Origin of the sequence: Leucothrix mucor DSM 2157 (genome assembly GCF_000419525.1) — a bacterium.
In the GTDB taxonomy this organism is placed as follows: domain Bacteria; phylum Pseudomonadota; class Gammaproteobacteria; order Thiotrichales; family Thiotrichaceae; genus Leucothrix; species Leucothrix mucor.
The window spans coordinates 754,712-778,471 of the sequence record NZ_ATTE01000001.1 but is presented as its reverse complement, the minus strand read 5'-3'; the positions used below and the strand labels follow the sequence as shown (position 1 = coordinate 778,471).

Below are 23,760 nucleotides of genomic sequence, written 5' to 3'. Positions count from 1 at the left end.
TCTGACATGGCATTACTTATTATCGGTGTATTACTGTGGAGTGTGGTACATCTTTACCCCAGCCTCTTTAGCGAGCGACGCAATGCCGTTAAAGAGCGCCTGGGTAAATCTTATGATGGCATCTTTGCAGCCTGTATTGCCTTTAGCATCTTGCTAATCGTGATCGGCTGGCGAGCAACTGTACCCGAGCCGGTTTATCAGGCTCCGCTTTGGGGCCGTCATCTCAATATGACCGCCATGCTGTTTGCGATTTTATTGCTCGGCGCAGGTAGCCCCAAGGGCAAATCTCGTATTAAGCAATACATTCGCCACCCGATGCTTACCGGTGTGCTGATCTGGAGTGTTGGCCACTTGTTCGCAAATGGTGATATCCGATCACTAATTTTATTTGGCGGCATGACGGTCTGGGCAATCATCTCTCAAATCGCTATTAATCGCCGTGATGGCCAATGGCAAAAGCCAACAGAAATCGCCAGCTTCGCCCGCGAAGGCATTTTAGTGGTGGCAACGATCGTGGCTTATTTAGTGTTATTTATGACACATCGCTATTTCGCAGGCATGCCACTTGTCGGAGGTTAATCCCTCCGATGCTCAAAATTCATGCTTGGTTAAGTTATGAGCAAGGAAAAAAAAGCTATGCTTAAGCATAAATACCTTCATTGGATTTAAGCAATATCTACTCTCTGGGAGGGAGCGGTATCGCAGTCCATGAAGACCTTTGTTGTAATGGAAATCTCTCTTAATGCTGCTGCAAGTACCACTAATACGCAAAATTAAATTGCTGGTAGTTATATTAATAGGACCCACATTGGTCTTTAGCATTTTGCTCGCCATTAATAACTTGCTCATTACCTACGAAAAAACAGAACGTACCGAGCGCCGGACAATTTGGAGCTTGGTACAAATCAGCAAAGAAGCCCGTAAAACCCTCTACGATGGCAATATTTACCTCAAAGATAGCCGCACGGTTAAACAATTCCAGACTCAGTATCAAGTGCTATGGAGCCGTATTCCGGTTGCACTCGTCCACCTAGAAAACGAAGAGACAAATAGTGGCAGTGACATTGTCGCTCAAGAAGGCCTTGCCCCAGTGTTGGCCATCACTCAAATGTTTGATCTGGTGAGATCTGCCGAAACAGCAATCCTCTCACCAACACCCGAGCCCGACTATGTAAGTAGTTGGTTGGCTCAGCTGAATATTGCCGCCGACAATGTCACCAAAAACACCATGCACAACATTATCGATGATAATAGTGACTACTCAGATGCCATCTCAGAAGCACTTCTGAATGCCCTGCTTTGGGTCGGCGTCACCATTCTGCTTTTCTTCTGTTATATCGCCTTACTGGTCCGTACGCTCTGGCAGGAATATCAAAATATTCAATACCTCATGCAGCACGATACTCTGACCGGACTAGCCAGTCGCGAGTTCACCATGAAGGCACTCGAAAAGAATATCGCGAGCAAACAAGACTTCACCGTTGTGACTTTCGACCTGAACAAGTTTAAAGCGATCAACGACACTTTCGGTCACCATGTGGGTGATAGCGTACTCATTCACTTAGCGGCAAAATTTGAAAATGCCCTGTGCGATGCCGATAATATTGTCGGACGTATGGGCGGCGATGAATTTCTTTGGATTTCCCCAAATACCGACCGACGCTATATCGAGAAACAATACGCTATCTTTTTGCAGTCATTAGAAAAGCCTTATCGTATGAACCGCAAATATATCAAACTCCACCTAAGTGCCGGGGGTGGCTTGGCGGCAGATTATGATTTTAATCTTAACCGCCTGCTAGAGCAGATTGACGCCGCGATGTACGAAGCTAAGCAACAAAAGTTGTCTGGCATCAACTGGTGCCAAACGGGTAGCAAGAACCACCGTAATAACAACACACAAAATAACAATAATAAATCTGATTTGGAGACACCATTCATGAAGTTCGTGAGTGGATAATTTATACCATGGCACAGCGATACCTGATAAAACGATTAAAGCTCATTTCGATGATTCTCACGGCTCCATTGTTACTTGTGTGCATCTCGTTAAGCGTCCAGAACTTAATCAAAACCTATGGCGACACCGAACGCGCTGAGCGTGAAGTGATGTGGCAAATCGTACAGCTCAACAAAGAAATCGGTCATATACTCTACGCCGGTGAAACGTTTCTGAATGGTCACACCTCGCTCAAAGCACTCAGGCAACAATACGACCTGACCTGGAGTCGCTTCCCTGTCTTGCTATACAACAAAAGCCTGATGGAAACGACTACCGACTTAGAGGCGGTAGAAGCCGTATTTGATCTGTTCAAGCTAGCTGATAGCACCATCAAAAGCGATGAGCCCAACGCGGCTTTCCTGCATTCATGGCTGGACGATATTTTAGACTCATCGTCTAACTTCACCCACTTTGTTTCCAAAAGCATTATGGATGACGATACCGCTTACTCGCACTTTACCTCTGGAAAATTACTGGACGCCCTGTTCGTACTGGGTGTTTTTGTAACTGGCTTTGTTGTGTATCTTGGCTTCCTGATCAGAATTCTTTGGAACGAATACCAGAGCAACCAACATCTGTTAAAACATGACTCGCTCACTGGCCTCGCCAGCCGTGACTTCACCATGCATACGATCAATAACTACTGCCAAAAGCAGCAAGACTTCAGCTTGATCTCTTTTGATTTGAACAAATTTAAACGCGTGAATGATACATACGGCCACCATGCTGGCGACCTGCTGCTTGCTCACCTAGCCAAGCAATTTAAAATTGCACTTAAAGACCCAGACAGCACCAACCTCGTTGGCCGTATCGGTGGTGATGAGTTTTTATGGATTTGTGATGCAACCGATAAGCACAGCATCGAACGCTTGCACCAGAAGCTGCTGAAACAACTAGAGACGCCCTACCCCATTGGCCATGAACTCATCCAGCTGAAACTTAGCGCGGGCGCAGCACCCGCCTCAGGAGCTGCTTACTGCCCTGCCATGCTAATGGAGCAAGTCGACGTTGCTATGTATGCCGCCAAACAAAACCAACAAAGTACTGTACGCTGGAGTGGCACGGAAGCATCGACTCGCGCCAGAGCCTTATGCGCTGAGTTGGCCGCTTCAAATAAGAGTAAATCTGAGGTTGAATTAGAGCTTGCTCGTTAAGCAAAAAATGACAACCTTGTCTCATTACTGATTTTAAACTACCGAACAACCCTTAACTCCGAATACTGCGTGGTATATCGGGGTGAACGTAATTGCTGCTTCATACGCCAACCGGCTTTCTCGTCAACCCCTTCCCCTGCAAACCTCAATGCTCCTTTTCCCATTTTAGAATTGATCGCATCCAGCGTTTTCATTAGTGCCGCCGAGTGCTGAGCTTGCGCCGTCTCTGCAAATAAATCCGCTTGCGCAAAACGCGGCGAGACCAAATTCATTAACAGCACTCCTGCCCGCTGATAACTATGACCAGACACATAAATACGCTTTAGCAACTCTTGCGCGACAGCAGTTAATTCGTGAGTCGCGTCGCAGGGAGTGGTCAATCGCTGGGTCGCCGCATTGCTGTAAAACTCACCGCGCTCATCGAAAGGGCTAGTACTGAGGTGCACACTAATCGCACTGGCTAACAAGGACTGTGCACGTAGCTTTTCAGCGGCTCGGGTCACAAAATGCGTGATCGCTGAACGCATATCCTGAAACTCAGTCACCCGCACCCCAAACGAACGTGAACACAACACCTGTTGGCGATCGGCACGGACTTCCTCCAGCTCAATACAAGACACGCTCTGTAGCTCCTGCACCGTACGCGCCAGCACCACATTAAAGCGCTTTCTAATCATGCCAGCATCGCAACGCTTAAGGTCCAAGGCCGTATAGATTCCCTGCTGCTCTAACTTCTGCGCCCAGCGCCTGCCTACTCCCCAAACCTCCCCGACCGCGACTTGAGAGAGCACCGCGTCCTGATCTTGCGCATCGGCAAAGTTAAACACGCCATTCAAGTCCGCCTGCTTTTTCGAAACCCGATTCGCCAACTTGGCCAGCGTTTTAGTAGAGCCAAAGCCAATGGAGACCGGAATCCCCGTCCACTGCTGAACCGTGCGGCAAATCTCATGGCCATAGCGGTTTAAATCCCACTCATCAAAGCCCTCAAAGTCCAGAAACGCCTCATCAATAGAATACACCTCAATGCGCGGTGCAAAGCGCGACAACACATCCATCACCCGCTGCGACAAGTCACCATATAAGGCATAGTTGGATGAAAAGACCGCGACATCGTGCTGTTTAAGCAACGGTTTGGATTTGAAATAAGCCGCACCCATGGGAATGCCTAAGGCCTTCGCCTCATTGCTACGGGCGATAATGCAGCCATCATTATTGGATAACACCACCACCGGCTTGCCAACCAGCTCCGGCCGAAATAAGCGCTCACAGCTGGCATAGAAATTATTGCAATCGACAATCGCAAAGCGCGTGGGCGTTTCAGAAGTTGTGTATGGCATGCGTGACACATCCCCAGATCAGAAAGTCGCTGTTTTCACCAATGGCAATCGGCTGGTATTTTGGGTTTTCAGGCATTAGCCACAAGCCGGTGGCATCCTGCTTTAGGCGCTTAACCGTCAAATCCCCATGCACCACCGCAATCACAATGGAGCCATTTACCGCCGTTTCTGAACGATCGACAATCAACAGATCCCCATCGTAAATGCCCGCGCCAATCATCGAATCCCCCGCGACTTTGAGCATAAAGGTGGCTGAAGGCCTGGGCACCAGCAATTGATTGAGATCCAGCTTGTTTTCTAAATGATCATCGGCAGGCGATGCAAAGCCCGCAGAAATGCGACTGGCGTATAACGGCACCGCCAAAATGCTTGGATTGTCGTGTAGTGTCAGCGCTTGATTGCTGCTTATTGTTGGATTGATGGCAGTCATAGATCACCTTTTGTTTCATTAGCCCCGCTATCAATATAGCAAACTATGAAACAAAAAGAGAACTCATTAAACTCAACTGAGTTGATAAGCACCCAAGCCCATTGATGTGCCTTTGCCTGCATGGACATACTGACCAAGCCATAACAGCGGCCAGAAATCCTGCAAGGCCTTGCCATCCAACACCACCTCACCCATTAACCCGCCCATTTTTACTGGCGTTTTCTGGCGTGAGGAGTAACGCGTCCAATCCTGCCAGAACAGCGCATTGCACAATAGACCAACCGTTCGCGCCTGTGCTGATAACGCCTTAAAGTCCAAGTCCAATGGCTGATCGGTATGAAACTGCTGCAATATCGAAATACGCCGCATTAGCACACTCAGCAAGGCATAAAAATCAAAGCTGGCCGCGGTCACTTCGCGGTTTTTCAGGCGCATGCGAAGTGGCGTTGAAAACTCCAAACGCACTTCACCCTGCGGGCGTGAGAACAAAGGGATGAGGCCTGTATGATGTCTTACTATCTTATTCATCAGGTAACCATCCAGACGGCGGTCTACGGAAACAGGACAGCTGGACTCAGTCTTAATACCTTATTTATCAGGTAACCATCCAGACCCTGCCACTTCCCAAAATACCCCTGCTTTCAGAAACTTACAAGCCTCTGTCATATATATCAAAAGAGATATATAGCACTTAGTGTTTTTTTGTCTGGTTTTCACTGAATATTATTCCTAAACAGCTACATAACTTTGCCTTCACTCTCACCCTAAACAAGCCTCGAATCAGCATTAAGTTGGATCATTTCAGGCTTTTTCAAATGCAGGACGAAGCCGCTTAAAGATCCAGTCAAAAACAGGCGTGTTAGACCTACGATGTTCGTAGATAGCATCCTGAATTTGTCTTGCCTTATCACTACCATAAGAGTTGGCACTACTCCCGCTAACCAATGCTTCTAACTTCTGCAACCGGGTGATATCACCAGCCAAGCCAGAATGAAAATTATACCAAAAGATTACAGCTGGCAGAATCAGAGGCATCACATACGCCAACAAACTTCTGAAACCCAAGTCCTGCATATAGGCGGTTAGTAGCACAATAAAGCTCAGCACGACCAAGACAATAATCGCCCACTTTTGGAAGATTTCTTTTTGCTTTTTATCCCACCAAACATTCATAAGCTGAGCATTATAAACCGCTTCAGAAGCTGTCATTTCTGCTGTTACCTCACTATACCACCCCCTCAATGGAGCTTCAGGCACTTCTTTATAAGCCTTTGCCGCTGTCGAAATATCATACCGATCGACACAGTCCGGCTGCTTAACAATATGCTTTGATAGTCCCAGCACATAGCAATCAAAAAGTTCCTGTATGGCGGCTGCCCTCACACCAAAACCCTTCATTCGAGGCGTAAGAATGACCACATCTATAAACGTTAAAAACACACCATAAACAGCCACCCACTCATTAAAAATCTGACTACTTAGCAATGAAGCCAGTACAGCAAGAACAATCACCACAACAATATTTAGGATAAACAGTAAAGCCAGCACCCGTTTTTGATAAATATAGTTTTGCCGCATGGCTGCCAGAAGCTCTAAACTCTCTGCTTCATTCTGCTTAGCAAGCACTGTTATTCCATCATTCATTATCTTCTATTCCTTTTAATCAGAATGTCTCGTTAAAACAGGTATTCCATCACTGGTTACAGTACCTAGCATTTGCTTTTTTTCAGTAACTTTGTCATTTTTCACAAACCAGTTAAAACCCTCTGATTCTTCTTCCTGACCCTCAGTCAATGGATAATGAATCGCCGAGTCATGCGGGACAGCGTCAGTCTGCATCAATATACTTAATAGTTGATGAGTAACTCGGTCAATCAGCTTATCGTGATCTGAGTTTTTCTGATTCTCAAGCGCATCTTCCAAAGGAATAACTTCAGCGGTTTGTCGAATGAAGTTCGCGTTGATACTTTGGTTAACCGGGTTGTCCTGTGAGCTCACCCAACCCTTATGGAATCGTGGTGCAAATAAATTATCCGTCTCATAACGATGAGATCTATCAATAAAATAAACACCTGCCACATCAATACTGGCACTACCTAAGCCAAGAGGCTTACCCATTCCAAGATGGTGAGTCGTGTTTGGACCCGGACTCAAGCCAGTCAATAGTAATTCAAGTTCAGCATTATCCAGATTTTCAAATGAAACAGTGAAGCTAAAATCTATTCCCTGCCTTACAGGTCGGATGTTAACTTTTTGCTTCAAGCGATCTTTAGCATTCGCCGTTTCCCATGGAGTATGAATTGAATTTTGTTGGCAAGCCTTTGGATGATGCAGGTAATACTTAAACCCATTGGCTCTATGTTTTTCCGGGGTTAAAGCCGTTTTACTGATAAACCTACCTTCATCATCTATGTCACTGAAATACATACTCGGTGATGGCGGTTTAGGTGAGTCTAAAATCTTTAATACACAATCTTTCTTCGACCTGTAGTAATCAGGCTCTTGATCAGCATTTGTCAGTAATCCATCTGAGAACCGAACTCTGGAAGCCAACGCACTAGCAACTTTGCTCCCTTCTAGTGTGCCGTCACTCACAAAGCCTAGTAACGTTTCCGCAGGTGTTAAATCACGCGGCCTAACTTGCTGCTCCTCATCACGCCAAGGTGTAAGGTGCGCACGCTCAGAATGATTATTGAAAAATGCGTACAAACTTTCTGGAATACGCTTACGCCAGAGCGCTGTCATACTGATCTCGGATACCGTATAAACTCTTTGCTCTTCTGGCTCCTCTTCGGGCTCAGCAGATTCATGATTCTTAATTCTAGACTGAATCATACTTAGCAATCCTCCGGGAGGTGCTGTTTTTGACTCTTGAGGCTCTTCTACAGGGTCAGGCTTTAAAACTTCACAATCACAGGCAAAATAAAACAATCTGTTTTCTGCCAAACCAGCATCGTCATACCCTTTAAGTCTCACTGGCAAATCTTTATCTTTCCCTCGCGCGGCAGATTCAGCAGCTAACGCATTAAAAGTATCTGAAACGCTTTTAGGGATTGGTAGTAATGAAGTCTCCTCTTCCAAGTACTCAGGAAATGGAAGAAATAACTCTTTGTTTTTAGTGTACGGAATCTCAGATTTATACTTATCCATATCAAGCACACGCATTACACCACGGGTATAGAGCCTTTTTTGATCTTCAGCCAAGGCCTGATACTCAGTGCCCGACAAAAAACCATAATGCTTCTGAGCTAACAAGCGTTTCCCAACAGGATGAACAGACTGCCTCATTTCATTCGTCCAGTTAAACTTATCGCCTACCCGAACTTGCTTTAGCGTGTCACTGAGCTTTGCATAGTAAAATGTCTCTGGATTAGGACTGGGATAAGCTTCTGGTTTATAAACATACAATGTATCGGTAAGACCATTTTTTTCATTATAACCATCGACATAAACTGGCAAACAGTCACCTAATTTACGCCCGTTAAACAGACTCATCCATGGCAACTTCTTGTTACAACTAACGCCTGCTGCCCCATCATTTCCATCACCCATTTCAAGCTCAGTGCTTACGGCCAAAGGCAGTACACCAAACCCTGAATCGTCGTGCTCTGTAGCAGGCATTTCTCTGATTAAGCCTAAACCATACAGCAAGTCATTATCCTCCTGAGCAGCGCCCTTCTTAGGCATCGACTTGCGCACTGATAATGTCTTATCTTCCAAAACCCTCAATGTAGATTGACTGAGTGTTTCAATGCATTGAGAAATCATTCCCCGCAGACTGTTCGCCGGTATCGCAGGATAATCCTTCCCATTCACTGGCAACTTGAAATGCGGCACTGTCTTCGCGACTGTCTCAGAGCTGACACCATCATGTTGTGCTCCAACAAAAATGGGTGAGACAGTGCTTAACCTGCAAACAATCTCACCAGATAAACCACCGGGATACCATAAGTCATGACGAACAGGCGAGCGACCTTCTTTAACCGCTTGAAAGCTGGTTCTTGCAGACGATTTATTATTGATTTTCCCCGTTGCAGGAATGAACTGATAGGGGTGATAAAAAGTAGTCATGACATCTTCCTCCCTTTAATATTTGCTTCAACTTGCTGCTCAATGAAATGTTGGAGTGCTGCTAGCCAGTGTTTCAATTCGGCTTCCGGAGCTAGGGTTGTTACCTCCTCCCAGCACTGGATTGTCTTGCCATTGACCGTGAATTGAGAAAGCTTAAATCGACCATAGCCACGGTTCTTCCCCCATCCCAGATAACCATCACCTTCCATCATGTCTCGAACTACATAGCTGAGTAGGCCCTTCCACCAGTTTTTAGTCACGTCATCCTTTCCAGATCCTGACTTGGTTCTATCTATAAAAACAATATCGCCTGTAAAAGCTTCATTCAAAGTCCCCTCTACATGAAACAAAGCACCCTCTTTAACTCCTCCCGTAAAACGATCAACTGCGATAAAGGCTTGTTTTTTTACTCGCGGTGATTTCGAGGCAGAAAGTGCATTTGTAAAGCTCAACATGGAAGCTTCTTCGCTTGAACCAAACACGCTATTCAAAGCCTGATCAGCCACGTTACTAGCTTCCTTTAAAGAGACTCCCTTATTAACCAGCAGCGTCGCCATGATTTTACGGGCATGTGATCGAAGCAATCCTTTAATCGCTTTACCCGGCACGACTGCTTGCCCATTTTCCAGCTGAGCAAAAACCTGCTGTGGAGTATGATCATCACTCTTTTTCTTAACTCTATCTGGGTCATTCACCAACATCATACCGATACTCTCAAACTGGTATGAGAGAGCCGCCTGATAACGAGGCGCAAAAGAATCTACTTCAGAAGGAACAACCCACTCTTTATAGAAATCATCTGCCTCCCCTGCCAACCAAGCATTGATACTATGTTGATCAGCTACCTCTATGCGGGTAGTTAGACACTCAACAAGCCCATTGCCTTTTAAATGGTTTCGCCCCATCGCAACACGTTGCTTTTGCCAGTGCTTTAACAGTTGGCACAATAACAGCACTGTATTTCGGTCAAGATCATCCCCTTCAACGATCACACTGAAAACCGTGCCCTCCGGAATCACTTCAAATTGAAATAGCTTGTGCTCATCAACCACTTGCCGAACAGGATCAATCGCAATACCGTGAGCAATACGGGAAGGTAGATGCTTGTCAGACTCAGTCATCCGGCTATTGGAGTAGTTTTTAGTCTCAGGCATCGATTGAATAAATGCATCATGCACACGCAATCGGCAACCTGCGTTGTCAGAGCTTTGCTGTTGCCCGAAGAGTTGGTTTACCCAATCAGAGTCATCAATGCATGAAAGCGCCAAACCGCGTAAAACACCCCTCAAAGTACTACCCGGCAAATAAGGTTTCTGTTGATCATCCAAACAAATAGCGTCGTACAGCGCTGTACTAGTCTCTCCGTTTCTATCACTAGTGCGTTCGCCAATTTCAGCGCTCTTTCCACTTCCCACGTGGAGTTCCGATATCAAGGTTAAATCAGCATGTATCCGTAGTCGTTGATAGTTCACTTGCTCAACCATGGTTCAGTGCCTCCTCTATTGCCTGAGTATCAAAAATAGGATTAACCGATATTTCACCGTAACCATTGGCAGGTACCATTGGGTTTTCATCCCACTTATCTGAAAGCTCTGGCAGGACTCTCACCCCTGAGTGTCCCCACGTCTCCAACAACTTCGCACAGGCATCAACATCAGATGTTTGAAAATAGAAAATGCTACCAGCGGCAGTAACCAACCATGGGTTATACGCTTTCTCCAACTGCTTAAAACGTCTGCGATAATACTCGCCGCCCACTAGTTTCTGACGGGCATAAAACTCATCCAGCTCTAACAATCCGCCAGAGAGAGAACTCCAACACTCAAAATAATAGCGATGTAATTCGTCCCCACCGTTAGTTCCACTCAGATCTAAACCCTTATCGGGAAACAGCCTTGCATCGCTCATGAGCAATAAGCACACCCGCGTCTTATTAACAGGACTCTCAGGAATCGTAGTTGGCCAACGCCCAGCCTTCAATCGAATATCAACAGTGCAGGCATCCAGTTTGCCCAAGCTATTAATGCCGTAGCTCAATAGATCGATTAACTCTCGCCGGACTTGATCCCTTTCCATACCAGGCACGGCAGTGAGGCTGACATCACACAGCCATTGGTGCTGATCAGCCTCAATCACCTCACTTGAAAAAAGCCGCCCATCATCAGCAATACCCGCACCTTCTTTTATAGCTGTCCTAACTCGCAACGTGTGAACCGGTGGCTGTTCAAAATCGCTTTGAAACAGATTATTCACTGCGCTCCATTCTGTGCTTTTCCAATCCGGCTGAAAGGCAATATGACCACTCTCAGGCAACGATACTTCCGGTGTGATAAGCCCCGCGCTGACCACTGCTTGCTGCTTGTGAACGTACAGATTCATAGGCACAGGAACACTCCTGCGCGTTACCTCTCGTCTTAACTCTGTTTTAGCGTGAGTAAATCGAATCTTATCAAGTTGGCCCAACAAGCTTGGCCATCGTGATTGATCATCAAATTGAGCGATACGGCTAGCAATGGCTCCTTTGATTGCAGCACCCGGAATAAAGTCGATTGGCTCAAAGCGATTACCCACTTGGTTCAGTGCATGATTGAGCGAAAGAGGACGATCCAGCATTAAACTCATACCAAATACATCACCACCACAGTCAGTGATCTGATGGCGATGTTCCACCAACTGAGGTGGCGTAATTTCTACCTTTTTTATCACGCCAAAGCCGATACCTTTGAATGCACCCAGTGAAGGCACAAACGCTAATCCCTGCTTAAGGTATCCATATAACTGCTGTGCGACAGTTTCGGTACAGGTACATTCAAACCAGCCGACATAATTGACTTCTTTACCAACCGGATGAGGAATTTCAATTTGCTGAAGTGCACCACGCTCCACCTTACCGGTCTCTTCCTCAAGCTTAATCCGGTAACGCGTCTGCCCTGCCATAGCCGGAATCTCAGCAATCCACTGATCTGACTCTCTCAGTTTTGCGCGGGATGGAGCATTGTTTTTTTGATCGGCTTCACTACCCAGCCAATACTGAATTTGCTGATCACTCATCCAAGAACCGGATGAGCTGATCTCGCACAATTTTTTCCAGCTGTGTTTTAAGTTCCCCTTAATCAAACTACCTGGTAGTATGGGATATCGCTGCCCTGCTTTATCAGTTAGCAGAGGACTCGCATCAATACCTAAGGAAGCCGCATCCACGCCAGCAGACATAACCGGAGAACGCAGCGTCAGAACGACTTCAAACCTATAATCATTTACTGGCTTAGTCATTGCGATCTCCCCAAGGTAGCAAGTAGTCCCATAACTCAGCCAAGTGCAGCCAGTTCCAGAAAGGGTCATCCTGCTGGAAAAGTTGTGCAATATGCCGCGTCACTCTTGTCATTTGCGCCTCCCCAATAACATGTGCAATCCGGTTTTCAACAACTTGAGCCGCCTCCTCTCCGTCTGCAACATACGTTTTTACAAGCTCGACAAGCTTGCTCTTTGGAAAATCGGACTCGATCAGTGCATGAGCGAGCGTTGACAAACCTGTCGCATCCAGAGGTTGTAAGTTTTGACGGCTCTCAGCGACTAGTTGGTACTGGCGTTGGCGAAGCACATCCAATGGCTCAGATGGAAAATCCATTGATTCCAGCACCAGATAATCTAGTCGGTTATGAGTTTTTAACTGTGGGTCTTGTTTATTCGTTTCTGCTAAATCTTTGGCTAATTTAGTCAGCCGATAAATTGGCGTATTGGCCTGAGAGAAAACCAGACCGCACGAATAAGTCATTTTTTCGCCTCGATACGTCCAGTTTTCAATCGCTTGATAAAACCGTAACAAGGTATCAAAGCCACAGCAGGCCGGAACCACCATTAAAATCTCATCCCCTCCCCACAGCAAAGTCTCTAAACGCAGCTCTCCGTTATGAGTCAGATAATCTTTATTTTTAAGTGAGTCCAAAATCTGCTGTTTCAGAAAAGCACGATGCTTTTGAGTAATCTCATCATCAAAGGCTGTTTTTTCTTCTGCTGTTTTTACCAGCCGTGATTGCATCGACCCAAAGCCATTACCATCCCAATAAATGACTGCAATTTTATTATTCAGATTTCCATGCTGATGGCTTTTCGCCAATGCTTGCAGATCACTGGTAAACATCAGGGTGTCGAAGTCAACCACATCACCTAATTCATCTTTGTAAAATGCAGACCGCTTATCTCTACCAACGCTAAAGCGCCTGAAAACAGAATCTGAAGTAATCGTGCTACCGGTAATTTTATTAGAACCACTTGGTCGAATACCATCGACCTCACACACGGCCACAGTCGTATTAGTCGTATTCCACTCTGGTACAGCGAGCGTTGGTTGTTGTAGTTGCCGTAGACGATTCTTTGCCAGTAGCCGATGCTGATCCTCAATAAAATCATCCGTCGCACTTATAGAGTCAACTACATACGTAAAATCTTTATACTGATCACAAAAGAATTGAATCGCTTCCTTCACAACCAAGGTAGCGATTGTCTCAAGCGAGCTGAATTTGATAATGACTGCGGAAGCATCGCGGGATATTTCTGAAAACAAGATATCTTTAAACCGTGCACTCAAATGAGGCAATAAGCATTTCACGGAGTCGCTCAGCATGAGACTACTCCCCCGGATAACACTAAGCTGATTCGTATCCTCAAGCACAGCGCTTAAATTAACGCCTTCAGCGCGCAACAAGTAATTTTGTGGCACTCCAACCTCCATGTATATATTTTTAGTACGATTAGCTGACTGTTACACGTTGTAACTGATACCGCCCTAGTCCGATATTTGTCATCTTTCCGGTATGTACCCATTGCCCAAGATACAAATATGGCCAAAAGCTCTGTAAGGCCTCACCCTGCAAAAACACGTCCCCCATCCAGCCACGTACAGGCTGATAAGCTCCTTGCCGGGAAGAGTGCTTTTTCCACCCATCGACCCAAACACTCGCCTTACTTTCAACCAAGGCTGATTGATGCTTTAGCCAGACATAGTCCACATCTGCCAGCGTATTGCCATAAATGCGTTGTAGCAATGAAATCCGCCGGACAACGCCCATGAGAAAACGCTCGGTAGAGAACTCTTTTTCATCATTTCTAATATTCAGAGGTGTCTCAATATGTATGCGTGCCGCAGTACTGGGAGTGACCACTGGAATCGTGGTTAAGCAATCGGGTTTAAAATGCAGCCCATCTGCATAAATTAAGCTTTGATTTCCAAATGCATTTTGCTGAACAACCTCTTTAAGCTGAGCCCGACCTTTGCCCTTGCCGATCCCGACTTTAGCTATACGTTGCATGGCATCAATCACCAATACCAGATGCTGATTAGCCTGAGCAATTAACAATAGATCAACTGAAAACCAATCACCTTTTGAGGCCTCTCTAGCTGGCTGTCGCTGTACCTTAAATACATAGGGAACAGGGAGTGTTTTATAGGTAAGAGTTAGCTCGTTATCAACAAAGTTATGTTGCTCTGCTTCGAATAGCTGGCTGTATGGGCACCATGGAAGGTGTGGCTTTGAACCACAGCACGCAAGCTCCATTAAGGCATGACCGAATGCGCCTCGCCACATGGAGCCCGTGTATTCAGGAAAACTGATTTTCTCATCAGCCTGAAAAAGAAATCGGTATTCGGAAAAGGGTAAATCGAGGAGTGGTGACTGCATTGATGTTACTCAAAATGAGATATCAACCCGATAGTATCTTAATTTTTTAGATTAAAAAAGGCACAGACTCCATCTGTTATTACTTTAGCAGTAGTTTGGTAATCCCTTCTTCATCAGGGCATCTTTCTACCGTTCTACTGGAACATGTACACTTACGATTGCCGGTCTTAATCCCTTCGACATCAGGGCATCGCTTCACCAACAGTGAGTTTTCATTATCCACTCAAAACCACCAACTGTCACTTCCCACAAGCTTGCCAATGCGCCAACTCAGCCTGCGTAATCCCCATGCCTGCTATGCGATGCGGTGCCAGTGCATCAAGATCAAACTGCAGATCGCTTAAGAACTTTTCCCGATGCGCATCTTCGATCTGGCTTTGCACAAAGGCCTCAATCGCGGCCAACTGCGCTTCGCCGTGTAGATTTTCCCGCACAATGTCGGCAATCAAAGCCCGACGCGGCGCACGGTATTGCACCCGCAATAAGTCAATCCCCAAGGAGTCCGCCCGCGCGGTGTAATGTTCGCAACTGCGCAAATACGACCAGGTATACAGCTCGGCCAATGGCCCGGTTTCATTCAGTTCATAACACACCAGCATCGACGACACATAAGCCTCGACACTAATATCGCTAAACGACACCGGCACACAATTATGACGCACCAATGGCAAGTTAGCCGCTAGCCGCGCGGTGCGCTTATTCACATCAATAAAAGCCTGCAAATACGCCAGATGCACCAGCAGAAAAAAGCTCTGTTCATACGGGTCGTGAATGGCGTCGGCAGTGTCCACAATCGCCGAAAGCTGCGCCATTAACCGCGCCTCGCCTTCCCATGGCAGATACACCGATGAGGAGATCCGCACGCCACCAGTTCTCACCTGCCCCGCATCCTCCGGCTGCACCAAGCCATCCGCCAGCAAATAATGCAGGGAGCGGATGTTATCAATGCTGATTTCCATGCGATTAATGCCATCCACCAAAAAGCGAATCGCCTCTTTGTGATTGATCAGCATCAGGGTTTCCATATCCAACTTGCCATCCGCCGCTTTGCCAGACAGCAGCAGTTTTTCAGTATCCGCCAGCGAGTAAGTATTGCCTTCCAAACGCGAGGAGTTATACGACAGGTTGATCAAAAGATGATTGAAAATCTGCCGCGCATAAGTACCGGCAGGCAGCCCTTGTGCCAGCGGCTGACCGGCTTGGCGAAGCGTGTCGCGTTGTGCGGCGGATAAATAAAAGCTGCGATTTGGCTGATACGCCGCCAGCCATTCGGGGCGATAACTGCAATATTGCCGACAAATCAATGGCTGCTGAATCTGGTTAATCAAGGCCTGATTGGCTGCGCTAAAACCAAAACTGGCATAGCTTTCGGCGGGCTCGGCAATCGCCGTTGGGGGGCTATCCGGTGCAGCCTGCACCGCTGCCAGCGCGTAACGAACACCGCGATTTTTACCGTGTGAGGCGACCAAGCCAAGCTCGATTAACTGGTGCAAGCGACGGCGAATCGTACGCGGGGATACGTCCGATTTGTCCGATTTGTCCGATAATGCAGCGATTGAAACGGCTGAACCGCCCTGTTTTGCTAGCTTCTCGAGGAGTGATTGTAGGTTTTTGTCCATAAATTTAATTATCGGACATTATCGGACAAAGCTCAAGTTATCGGACAGTTTGGTGAGTGAGTTTAATCCCTTCTTCATCAGGGCATCGTTTTCACCGTAAGCAGATTCTGGACACGCTTGTTGCAGATGGTCTTAATCCCTTCTTCATCAGGGCGTCGTTTTCACCAAAGGCTCTTACACCGTGCAATTCAAAATTGCGTCTTAATCCCTTCTTCATCAGGGCACCGTTTTCACATTCTTGAATCATCCAATGGTCCCGGCGAGACCGTCTTAATCCCTTCTTCATCAGGGCACCGTTTTCACTATAAGCAGATCAAATGCTGCACCTACTTTGCAAAGTCTTAATCCCTTCTTCATCAGGGCACCGTTTTCACGCTTTTTCTTTCTTGATGCATCACCATGTAGCGGTCTTAATCCCTTCTTCATCAGGGCACCGTTTTCACGTTTAGACGACGGCGAGATAAGCCGATGGAAAGTGTCTTAATCCCTTCTTCATCAGGGCACCGTTTTCACGCAAATCAATTGAGCGATTGGTCAGCGCCACCATCGTCTTAATCCCTTCTTCATCAGGGCACCGTTTTCACCGCGGGCACCTTTTTCGGCCTTTCCTTTCAATGACTTGCAGAGGCCCTTGCCAGGATTTTCAGTTTTAAAAAAGTTAGGTTTGAACATTATTTAACCAACTACGTGAATTTAACAAACAGTCCAGCGGTGAGTTTGCATTATCCACCCAAGCCAACCATCTGTCACTTCCCACAAGCTTGTTTACTCTTCATCATCCCACTTTAAATACTTTGAAATGTACGCAAGGCCGCCAAACAATAGCCCAACAGGCAACTTTAACAAGCTCCACTCAAACGGATCACGGATGAAAATGACATAGATAAATAATGGCACGCTCCCCCAAACAGCAACCAAGCAGATCTGGTAAAGCGCCTTTCCCCAAAAGCTACTCAGAAAATCATCGTACTTCACTGCTCCTTTAGCATTGTGTGGGTTCAGCGTATGGACGTGCTGCTTAAAATCTTTGACCAAGCGCTCGTAATCACTGTCTTTCTTCTGATGCCCGCTTGGATGGAGTGAAAAAGTATCGCCATTCATAAGCTTCAAACGGAAACTATTGCTGGTCAAATTGTAGTCGTTAAAACTCTCAATATACTTAAGCTGGCAGCTCTCGGTTTTCTTCACATACTCTAAATTTCGTGAAAAATATTCCACCGTAATCTGCCAATCATCGAAGCTCACTCTAACGGGACGGCGAGTTAATCGGTTGGCGACATACCCCGCAATGAAATACGGCAATAGCATTATTACCAGAAAGCCAATTGTAGCGCCGGTCTCACCCATGGCTAAACTGACCGAATCGGAGTAAACAAAATACAAAATAATGGGCGGAATATAGAGCAGGAGAAAGACGAGGTAATACCAATAGCTGAAAGCAAAGATCTCATACTTGTCTGTGCTCTTTGCGGTGAGTTCATTTTCCATAACGCCAGCCACTGATTACTTTGATCAATAAAGATGCATAATATTAGCACAAAGATGCAGTTACTATCCTGATTATGTCAGTAGCACTTCCCACAAGCTTGTAAGCGCTGAATCCACACGCGCCTTATGCTTAAACTCACCCCATGAAAAATCGAAACCTTTACCTTATTGCCTACGACATTCGCCAGACAAAACGGCGACGGGCCGCGCTCAAGGCCACACGCGGCTTTGCAACCGGCGGGCAGCAGTCGGTGCATGAGTGCTGGCTATCCGATGCTGAGCGTGGCGATTTATTAGCCACCTTATCTATGATCATCGACGATGCCGTGGATAGCTTAATCTGCATCCGACTCGATCCGCGCCAACAAGTGATTACACTCGGGCGCGCCCTCTCGCCAGATGATGGCAATTGCTTTTATGTGGGATAAACCATGACAACACTCTACCTCGACCGCAAAAATACCCAACTCAAAATTGATGGCTAAAGTCCGCAACCAACGCCGATTTTTACAACGCCAGCTGGAGGCCCGAGCCGATTTACGCTATCCGCTAACCAAAGCTATCGATCAATTATCAGATACGGTGGCAAGCCTGCAAACACCGGTCGACGTGGTGCGCTTGCGAGGCATTGAAGGCAATGCGGCGCGGATTGGGTTTGGGGCGTATCAGTTGTTTTTTGCCGAGTCACTGAGCTTTACCGGTCGCAAACGTCGCCCGCCACCCGATCCGGTGAATGCCTGTTTATCGCTGGCTTACACCTTGCTGCATTCGCGCGCCGTACAGCTGGCTTACGCTCAGGGTTTGGACCCGATGTTGGGCTTTTTACATGAGCCGAAATACAGTCGCGACTCGCTCGCCGCCGACCTCATCGAGCCCTGGCGACCGCATGTGGATGAGTTTGTTTGGCGCTTGTTTAATGAGCGGGAATTGCGCGCGGACGATTTTACCACCGATCAGAACGGCTGCCTGCTCGCCAAAGCCGGACGCTATCGTTTTTATATGGCGTATGAGGCGCAGTTAAAACCGATTATGCGGGCCATGCGTTGGCAGATTCGGCATTTGCGGAAAAGGCTGGAGGCATTTCAGCAGGATCTGCCCGCTTAAAATAGCAGCTTACTTAGAACAAACACCCACAAGCGCATTATGTATCTGTAGTGCGATTGTGGGTGTTTTTGTTTAATCCCTTCTTCATCAGGGCACCGTTTTCACTGATGAGTGGTACAAACGATGAGCAATGAAGTATGTCTTAATCCCTTCTTCATCAGGGCATCGTTTTCACGCTCTGTCAGAACGTAGTCAGGCTGTAACAGATCGGTCTTAATCCCTTCTTCATCAGGGCATCGTTTTCACCGCGGGCACCTTTTTCGACCTTTACTTTCAATAACTTGCAAGGGCCCTTGTCAGGATTTTCAGTTTTCAAAAAGTTAGGTTTGAACATTCTTTAACCAACTACGTGAATTTAATAAACAGTCCAGCGGTGAGTTTGCATTATCCACCCAAATCAGCTGCCTGTCACTTCCCGCAAGCTTGTAAAGGCTGAATTATGCCCCTGCCTCTGGCTACACTAGCGCACATACAATCAGCGATATTCACAGGAGCAAACCACATGAAGCCTTTATATCTGGATGGCAATCAGGTGCTGCGGGCTAAGCTGGAGCACAATGCCATTCGTGTCACTTCTCAGCAGCTGGCCGATGTCTGGTTTCCACTACAGCGCATTTCACGCGTCATTATCAATGGCCATCTGGAGCTTTCTTCAACGCTGCTGGCGGCCTGCCTTTCAAACAATATTCCGGTGGTGATTGCAGGCTCCGGCGGTGAGTATGTCGGCATTTGTTTTGGCACCGACTACCGCCAGCAAACTTTGCAGTCACATGTATTAGAGCTGCACGAGTCCCGCTCGCAATTGTACTTGCTGGATCACTGGTTTCAGGCACAGCATCGGCGGCAGATTCTGCACTTGCAAAAGCGCTTCCGGTTGCCGCGTTCACAGTACGAGCCGGCGTTTATCAAAGCCCGTTTAAACGAGCTGATTTGTCTGGATCACCAGTTTTATTACTGGGCCGATTGCTTGAAGCGTTTACTGCCTATGCTGGCGGCGCAACAAACCGTGCTACTAAAACACTTTGGCTTTGATAGCGAGGTGTTGCGCCCCGCTCCGGCTACGCGGGGATTATTACAGCAATTTATTGAACTGCTGGAGTGGGAGCTTTGGGCGCTGGCTGCCAACGGGCAGTTACCCACGGGCAAGCGCCGCAACCAGCTGATTCATTATTTTCAACAGCACAGCCCTGTACTGGAGCGCAAAACGCGCGCTTGGGTCGATAGCCTGTGGCACCGTTTTTATGAGATTGAACATGAGCCGAACTAAACAAAAGCCCTATCTAATCGCCTACGACATTAGTGATTCCCGACGCTTGCAGCGGGTGCATCGCTTGCTCAAAAGCCAAGCCATTGCCATGCAAAAGTCGGTGTTTATTGCCGTGTTAAACGAGGCCGACCGCGAGGAGCTAACTGCGGCAATAGAAGCGCTGATTGATCAAAAAGCGGATGATGTGCGCATGTATCCGCTGCCCCAGCGCCCGCAGTGGTATGCCTGGGGTGAGGCGCTGTGGCCAGATGGCATGACGATTAGCGGCACGCCGCTACCAAAACACTACCACTAAAGATCAGGCAATGGCTTGCAAAGGCTTGCAAAGGCTATTGCTGGATCTCTGGTTTATGGCATCGCAGACGGTACTATTACAGTATTTTGGTTTTGACAGTGAGAATTGCGCCCTGATTGCTTTTTGTGGCTATAAAGATATTCATTATGACAAAGGCTATTATGCTAGTATTTATCTGAAGCATGGGCTATCGGACTAGTAACTAATGAACATTTACCTTGATAATTGCTGTTTGAATCGTCCATTCGATGATCAGTCTTACCCCAGAATTCATTTAGAAGCTGAAGCGGTTAAAACGATTCTGTCCCTGTGCGAACAAGATGGGTGGGCCCTGTTAACGAGTGATGTACTAAGCTATGAAGTTCAAAAGATTACAGCACCTGACAAGCGTCAATACCTAGAATTGATATTAAGTTCGGCACAACTCAATATTAGATTGCAACCTTCCTTTAGAGAGCGTGCCAGATACTTTGAGCAGTCAGGAATTAAAGCGTTTGATGCTTTACATTTAGCATGTGCAGAGGCACACGCAGACGTGTTTTTGACCACAGATGACCGTTTATTGAAGAAGATCAAGCAACTACCGGATGTTAAGCTCACAGCTAGCAACCCACTTGCTTGGGTACAGGAGATTTTATAATGAGCGCCATAATTAGCTACCCCACAGAAAGAGAAATCCAGACAATAGCCTATCAAGCTTTGCATAAGCAATTAGGCTCTACTGGCTTTATTCGATTCATACAACAGTATGAGCAAGGACATGGTAATTATACTGAGGAGCGCCATACGCTTTTGGGAAATCCAAGCGTCGACGAGTTATTTGATGCAATACAAGCAGCTACAAACTAGCACTTCATCAATATTTAATGGCTGACTGGGTCGATGAAATAAAAATCATTGATCAGCGTATTCTTGAGCTGGAAGCTGAGAAGCAGCAGCTGTTGCACAAACGCCAAAGTCTGATTCAACAGCAAAATAGTCAAACGCAATCAAAACTAACAATCCAGCAAAAGATATCTGTATTCGAAAGCCTTTTCAAAGGTAGAACAGATATTTTTGCTACCCGTTGGCAAAGTACTAAAGGTCGAAGTGGATACTCTGTAGCTTGTGACAATGAATGGGTAAAGGGTCTTTGTGAAAAACCCCGAATAAAGTGCAGCGAGTGCGTTAATCGAAAATATACATTACTCAATCAACAAGTACTTTATGATCACCTATCGGGAAGGCAAGTCGTTGGGCTTTACCCTCTGCTTCCCGATAATTCCTGCTACCTACTTGCCGCAGACTTTGATAAAGCAGGCTGGCAAGATGCTGTAAAAGCGATGTCAGAAGCCTGTTCTCAATTTGACATTCCGCACACCATTGAAGTCTCACGCTCTGGAAATGGAGCTCACCTCTGGATATTTTTCTCCGAACCTGTCCAGGCTAAAGAGGTTCGATTGCTTGGGTTCTCCTTACTTGATAAAGCAATGGAGATTTATCCCAGCCTATCGTTCGACGCCTACGATCGCTTATTTCCAAGTCAAGACATCATGCCAGAAGGAGGATTTGGAAATCTCATTGCGCTACCACTACAGAAAGAGGCACGTAAATCTGGTTATAGCTGCTTCGTAGGCCAGTCCTTACTACCCTACTCTGATCAGTGGGATCATCTGGCGCAAATTAAAACCGTGTCTCAACAAACACTATCGAAGTTGCTTTCTCAAATATCTCCCAGCCTGATACAACCGCAAGAACAAGATCTTGCCGATAGAAGCCTGCCGTGGGAACAAACAGCTAAGATAAAACCGTTATTCATTGAAAATCCTCCGAAACGAATAACCGTAACGTTGGCAAATCACTTTTACCTCAAGCTTAGTGAAACTCCGGCATTGCTCATTGCCCAATTACGAAAGCTAGCCAGTTTCTCAAACCCGGTATTTTTTAAAACCCAAGCGTTAAGGTTCTCAACCCACGGTATTCCAAGATTTATCACTTGTGCCAAAATAGAACAGGGTTACCTAGCATTACCGCGTGGTTGCGCTGATGAAGCTATTGACTTACTTAAAGAGCAAAACATAAGCATCGATATCAATGACAAACGACAGGAAGGAATAGAGTTAAAGGGGCTGAAGTTACTGGTTAAACTGAGAGAAAATCAATCCTTAGCGGTCAAAATAATGAGCAAACACGACACAGGAATTTTGTATGCGCCAACTGCTTTCGGTAAAACAGTAACAGCCATTGGCATTATTGCTAAACGAAAAACGAACACACTTATTTTGACTCATAGCCGACAGTTGCTGAGCCAGTGGCAGGAGAGACTTCAAACTTTTTTACCTGGTGTTGAGGTAGGAGTGATTGGTGGCGGGAAGAAAAAACCAACTGGGCTCATCGATATCGCGACCTACCAAAGCTTGATTAATAAAAGAGACAATACAGTCGACTCAATAGTGCAGAATTATGGCCAGGTTATCGTTGATGAGTGCCACCATGTCTCAGCGCCACGGTTCGAAATGGTATTAAATGAAGCTAGGGCTAAGTTTGTGCTAGGACTGACAGCAACACCAGACAGACAAGATGGACATCAGAAAATCATCTTTATGACAGTAGGCCCCATTCGTCACAAAATGAAGCCGAACCATGGTGCTCAGTTTAAACAAGAGGTTATCGTTACCCAAATAGACGACCAACCTCCTGAAAAATTGGTTAATCCAGCCGAGCGACCCAAAATCAGTGATGTCTACCAATGGATTTTAGAAAATGATAATCGCACCCAAAGGATTATTGACGACGTACTTAAGCATGTTGTCTCATCGAAACACCCACTCGTGCTAACTGAGCGAAGAGCACATGCAGAGAGAATCCACAAGCTGCTCATAGAAAACGGAGTGAACTCTGTCATTTTAAAAGGCTCCATGCGAGCTGTAGAACGAAGGAAAGTAGAAGAATGCCTACACACCGCAAGTGTGGTCGTAGCGACTGGGAAGTATGTGGGTGAAGGCTTTGATTTACCAAGGCTCGATACTCTATTTCTCGCGATGCCTATAGCTTGGAAAGGTTCACTGGCCCAATATGCTGGTAGGATTCATCGAGAATCTGAAGGTAAGGATGAAGTCACGATTTTCGACTATGTTGATATAAATATACCTATGCTTGAACGAATGTTTAAAAAGCGAGAAAAAAGTTATAAGACGATGGGCTACTCGGTTAAATCATCCTGTACTTCTTCAAGCGGGTAAGCCGCTTCCTTTTCTAGTAATGCGCACCGCAAGCTTGTAAAAAACAGATGTGTCTACCCGCTTCTGCCTAAACTAGCAGGTATACAATCAGTGT

21 protein-coding genes and 1 CRISPR repeat array are annotated in these 23,760 nt (G+C 46.4%); of the genes, 10 read left to right on the top strand and 11 right to left on the bottom strand.

Annotated elements, in window-relative coordinates; genetic code table 11:
• Positions 1-6 precede the first annotated feature (6 nt).
• From LEUMU_RS0103440 to LEUMU_RS0103430, 3 genes are all read left to right on the top strand, one after another.
• Entirely contained in the window at positions 7-579 is a 573-nt protein-coding gene (locus LEUMU_RS0103440) for an NnrU family protein (protein WP_022950876.1), read from the top strand.
• A 229-nt stretch (positions 580-808) separates the two neighbouring features.
• On the top strand, positions 809-1,960 hold the full coding sequence (locus tag LEUMU_RS0103435; RefSeq protein WP_169446353.1) for a GGDEF domain-containing protein: 1,152 nt from the start codon (positions 809-811) through the stop codon (positions 1,958-1,960).
• Between the two features lie 8 nt (positions 1,961-1,968).
• A complete protein-coding gene (locus LEUMU_RS0103430; RefSeq protein ID WP_022950874.1) occupies positions 1,969-3,156 on the top strand; it encodes a GGDEF domain-containing protein in 1,188 nt (395 codons plus the stop codon).
• 38 nt (positions 3,157-3,194) lie between these two features.
• Here LEUMU_RS0103430 and LEUMU_RS0103425 read toward each other — a convergent pair whose 3' ends face one another.
• The 11 genes from LEUMU_RS0103425 to LEUMU_RS0103375 all read right to left on the bottom strand — a co-directional run bounded on the left by LEUMU_RS0103425 (position 3,195) and on the right by LEUMU_RS0103375 (position 17,791).
• Positions 3,195-4,493 (bottom strand): Y-family DNA polymerase, encoded by a 1,299-nt coding sequence (locus LEUMU_RS0103425; protein WP_022950873.1) that lies wholly within the window; start codon positions 4,491-4,493, stop codon positions 3,195-3,197.
• Entirely contained in the window at positions 4,474-4,923 is a 450-nt protein-coding gene (locus LEUMU_RS0103420; RefSeq protein ID WP_022950872.1) for a LexA family protein, read from the bottom strand. Before LEUMU_RS0103420 ends, LEUMU_RS0103425 begins: the two co-directional genes overlap by 20 nt.
• Before the next feature lie 72 nt (positions 4,924-4,995).
• Positions 4,996-5,451, bottom strand: a complete 456-nt coding sequence (gene cas6 / locus LEUMU_RS24445; RefSeq protein ID WP_022950871.1) for a CRISPR system precrRNA processing endoribonuclease RAMP protein Cas6 — start codon at positions 5,449-5,451, stop codon at positions 4,996-4,998.
• A 273-nt stretch (positions 5,452-5,724) separates the two neighbouring features.
• On the bottom strand, positions 5,725-6,567 hold the full coding sequence (locus tag LEUMU_RS0103410; RefSeq protein ID WP_022950870.1) for an S-4TM family putative pore-forming effector: 843 nt from the start codon (positions 6,565-6,567) through the stop codon (positions 5,725-5,727).
• A 15-nt stretch (positions 6,568-6,582) separates the two neighbouring features.
• Positions 6,583-8,994, bottom strand: coding sequence for a TIGR03986 family type III CRISPR-associated RAMP protein (locus tag LEUMU_RS0103405; RefSeq protein ID WP_022950869.1), 2,412 nt, complete (start codon positions 8,992-8,994; stop codon positions 6,583-6,585).
• Positions 8,991-10,478: an RAMP superfamily CRISPR-associated protein gene (locus LEUMU_RS0103400; RefSeq protein WP_022950868.1), complete on the bottom strand. Its 1,488-nt coding sequence runs from the start codon at positions 10,476-10,478 to the stop codon at positions 8,991-8,993. The genes LEUMU_RS0103405 and LEUMU_RS0103400 overlap by 4 nt, the downstream gene beginning before the upstream one ends.
• Positions 10,471-12,267, bottom strand: coding sequence for an RAMP superfamily CRISPR-associated protein (locus LEUMU_RS0103395; RefSeq protein ID WP_022950867.1), 1,797 nt, complete (start codon positions 12,265-12,267; stop codon positions 10,471-10,473). Before LEUMU_RS0103395 ends, LEUMU_RS0103400 begins: the two co-directional genes overlap by 8 nt.
• Positions 12,260-13,618 (bottom strand): Cas10/Cmr2 second palm domain-containing protein, encoded by a 1,359-nt coding sequence (locus LEUMU_RS0103390; protein ID WP_157474246.1) that lies wholly within the window; start codon positions 13,616-13,618, stop codon positions 12,260-12,262. The genes LEUMU_RS0103395 and LEUMU_RS0103390 overlap by 8 nt, the downstream gene beginning before the upstream one ends.
• A gap of 127 nt (positions 13,619-13,745) precedes the next feature.
• The gene (gene cas6, locus LEUMU_RS0103385; RefSeq protein ID WP_022950865.1) at positions 13,746-14,672 is read right to left on the bottom strand and encodes a CRISPR system precrRNA processing endoribonuclease RAMP protein Cas6; all 927 of its coding nucleotides are present in this window, start codon (positions 14,670-14,672) and stop codon (positions 13,746-13,748) included.
• 239 nt (positions 14,673-14,911) lie between these two features.
• A complete protein-coding gene (locus LEUMU_RS24440) occupies positions 14,912-16,291 on the bottom strand; it encodes a Fic family protein (protein ID WP_022950864.1) in 1,380 nt (459 codons plus the stop codon).
• A gap of 59 nt (positions 16,292-16,350) precedes the next feature.
• A CRISPR array of direct repeats spans positions 16,351-16,875; the repeat unit is 36 nt; unit sequence GTCTTAATCCCTTCTTCATCAGGGCACCGTTTTCAC.
• A gap of 181 nt (positions 16,876-17,056) precedes the next feature.
• Positions 17,057-17,791 (bottom strand): hypothetical protein, encoded by a 735-nt coding sequence (locus LEUMU_RS0103375; RefSeq protein WP_169446350.1) that lies wholly within the window; start codon positions 17,789-17,791, stop codon positions 17,057-17,059.
• Positions 17,792-17,922: 131 nt separating this feature from the next.
• Here LEUMU_RS0103375 and cas2 (LEUMU_RS0103370) point away from each other — a divergent pair, with 131 nt between their 5' ends.
• From cas2 (LEUMU_RS0103370) to LEUMU_RS0103330, 7 genes are all read left to right on the top strand, one after another.
• Positions 17,923-18,207 (top strand): CRISPR-associated endonuclease Cas2, encoded by a 285-nt coding sequence (gene cas2 / locus LEUMU_RS0103370; protein WP_022950862.1) that lies wholly within the window; start codon positions 17,923-17,925, stop codon positions 18,205-18,207.
• Positions 18,208-18,238: 31 nt separating this feature from the next.
• Positions 18,239-18,883 (top strand): CRISPR-associated endonuclease Cas1, encoded by a 645-nt coding sequence (gene cas1 / locus LEUMU_RS24435; RefSeq protein ID WP_281169945.1) that lies wholly within the window; start codon positions 18,239-18,241, stop codon positions 18,881-18,883.
• Positions 18,884-19,385: 502 nt separating this feature from the next.
• Positions 19,386-20,150, top strand: coding sequence for a CRISPR-associated endonuclease Cas1 (locus tag LEUMU_RS0103355; protein WP_022950859.1), 765 nt, complete (start codon positions 19,386-19,388; stop codon positions 20,148-20,150).
• Positions 20,137-20,445 (top strand): CRISPR-associated endonuclease Cas2, encoded by a 309-nt coding sequence (cas2, locus tag LEUMU_RS0103350; protein WP_022950858.1) that lies wholly within the window; start codon positions 20,137-20,139, stop codon positions 20,443-20,445. The genes LEUMU_RS0103355 and cas2 (LEUMU_RS0103350) overlap by 14 nt, the downstream gene beginning before the upstream one ends.
• A 205-nt stretch (positions 20,446-20,650) precedes the next feature.
• The gene (locus LEUMU_RS0103340; RefSeq protein ID WP_022950856.1) at positions 20,651-21,085 is read left to right on the top strand and encodes a PIN domain-containing protein; all 435 of its coding nucleotides are present in this window, start codon (positions 20,651-20,653) and stop codon (positions 21,083-21,085) included.
• Positions 21,085-21,294, top strand: a complete 210-nt coding sequence (locus LEUMU_RS0103335) for a hypothetical protein (protein ID WP_022950855.1) — start codon at positions 21,085-21,087, stop codon at positions 21,292-21,294. Before LEUMU_RS0103340 ends, LEUMU_RS0103335 begins: the two co-directional genes overlap by 1 nt.
• 17 nt (positions 21,295-21,311) lie before the next feature.
• The gene (locus LEUMU_RS0103330; RefSeq protein ID WP_022950854.1) at positions 21,312-23,666 is read left to right on the top strand and encodes a TOTE conflict system archaeo-eukaryotic primase domain-containing protein; all 2,355 of its coding nucleotides are present in this window, start codon (positions 21,312-21,314) and stop codon (positions 23,664-23,666) included.
• Positions 23,667-23,760 lie beyond the last annotated feature (94 nt).

Excerpts from the sequence above, each read along its gene's own strand:
- LEUMU_RS24440 (WP_022950864.1), bottom strand. The coding sequence starts at position 16,291 with ATGGACAAAAACCTACAATCACTCCTCGAGAAGCTAGCAAAACAGGGC.
- LEUMU_RS0103440 (WP_022950876.1), top strand. The coding sequence starts at position 7 with ATGGCATTACTTATTATCGGTGTATTACTGTGGAGTGTGGTACATCTT.
- LEUMU_RS0103330 (WP_022950854.1), top strand. The coding sequence starts at position 21,312 with ATGGCTGACTGGGTCGATGAAATAAAAATCATTGATCAGCGTATTCTT.
- LEUMU_RS0103400 (WP_022950868.1), bottom strand. The coding sequence starts at position 10,478 with ATGGTTGAGCAAGTGAACTATCAACGACTACGGATACATGCTGATTTA.
- LEUMU_RS0103405 (WP_022950869.1), bottom strand. The coding sequence starts at position 8,994 with ATGACTACTTTTTATCACCCCTATCAGTTCATTCCTGCAACGGGGAAA.
- cas6 (WP_022950871.1), bottom strand. The coding sequence starts at position 5,451 with ATGAATAAGATAGTAAGACATCATACAGGCCTCATCCCTTTGTTCTCA.
- LEUMU_RS0103425 (WP_022950873.1), bottom strand. The coding sequence starts at position 4,493 with ATGCCATACACAACTTCTGAAACGCCCACGCGCTTTGCGATTGTCGAT.
- LEUMU_RS0103410 (WP_022950870.1), bottom strand. The coding sequence starts at position 6,567 with ATGAATGATGGAATAACAGTGCTTGCTAAGCAGAATGAAGCAGAGAGT.
- cas2 (WP_022950862.1), top strand. The coding sequence starts at position 17,923 with ATGAAAAATCGAAACCTTTACCTTATTGCCTACGACATTCGCCAGACA.
- cas2 (WP_022950858.1), top strand. The coding sequence starts at position 20,137 with ATGAGCCGAACTAAACAAAAGCCCTATCTAATCGCCTACGACATTAGT.
- LEUMU_RS0103395 (WP_022950867.1), bottom strand. The coding sequence starts at position 12,267 with ATGACTAAGCCAGTAAATGATTATAGGTTTGAAGTCGTTCTGACGCTG.
- LEUMU_RS0103340 (WP_022950856.1), top strand. The coding sequence starts at position 20,651 with ATGAACATTTACCTTGATAATTGCTGTTTGAATCGTCCATTCGATGAT.
- LEUMU_RS0103390 (WP_157474246.1), bottom strand. The coding sequence starts at position 13,618 with ATGCTGAGCGACTCCGTGAAATGCTTATTGCCTCATTTGAGTGCACGG.
- LEUMU_RS0103355 (WP_022950859.1), top strand. The coding sequence starts at position 19,386 with ATGAAGCCTTTATATCTGGATGGCAATCAGGTGCTGCGGGCTAAGCTG.
- cas6 (WP_022950865.1), bottom strand. The coding sequence starts at position 14,672 with ATGCAGTCACCACTCCTCGATTTACCCTTTTCCGAATACCGATTTCTT.
- LEUMU_RS0103420 (WP_022950872.1), bottom strand. The coding sequence starts at position 4,923 with ATGACTGCCATCAATCCAACAATAAGCAGCAATCAAGCGCTGACACTA.
- LEUMU_RS0103430 (WP_022950874.1), top strand. The coding sequence starts at position 1,969 with ATGGCACAGCGATACCTGATAAAACGATTAAAGCTCATTTCGATGATT.
- LEUMU_RS0103335 (WP_022950855.1), top strand. The coding sequence starts at position 21,085 with ATGAGCGCCATAATTAGCTACCCCACAGAAAGAGAAATCCAGACAATA.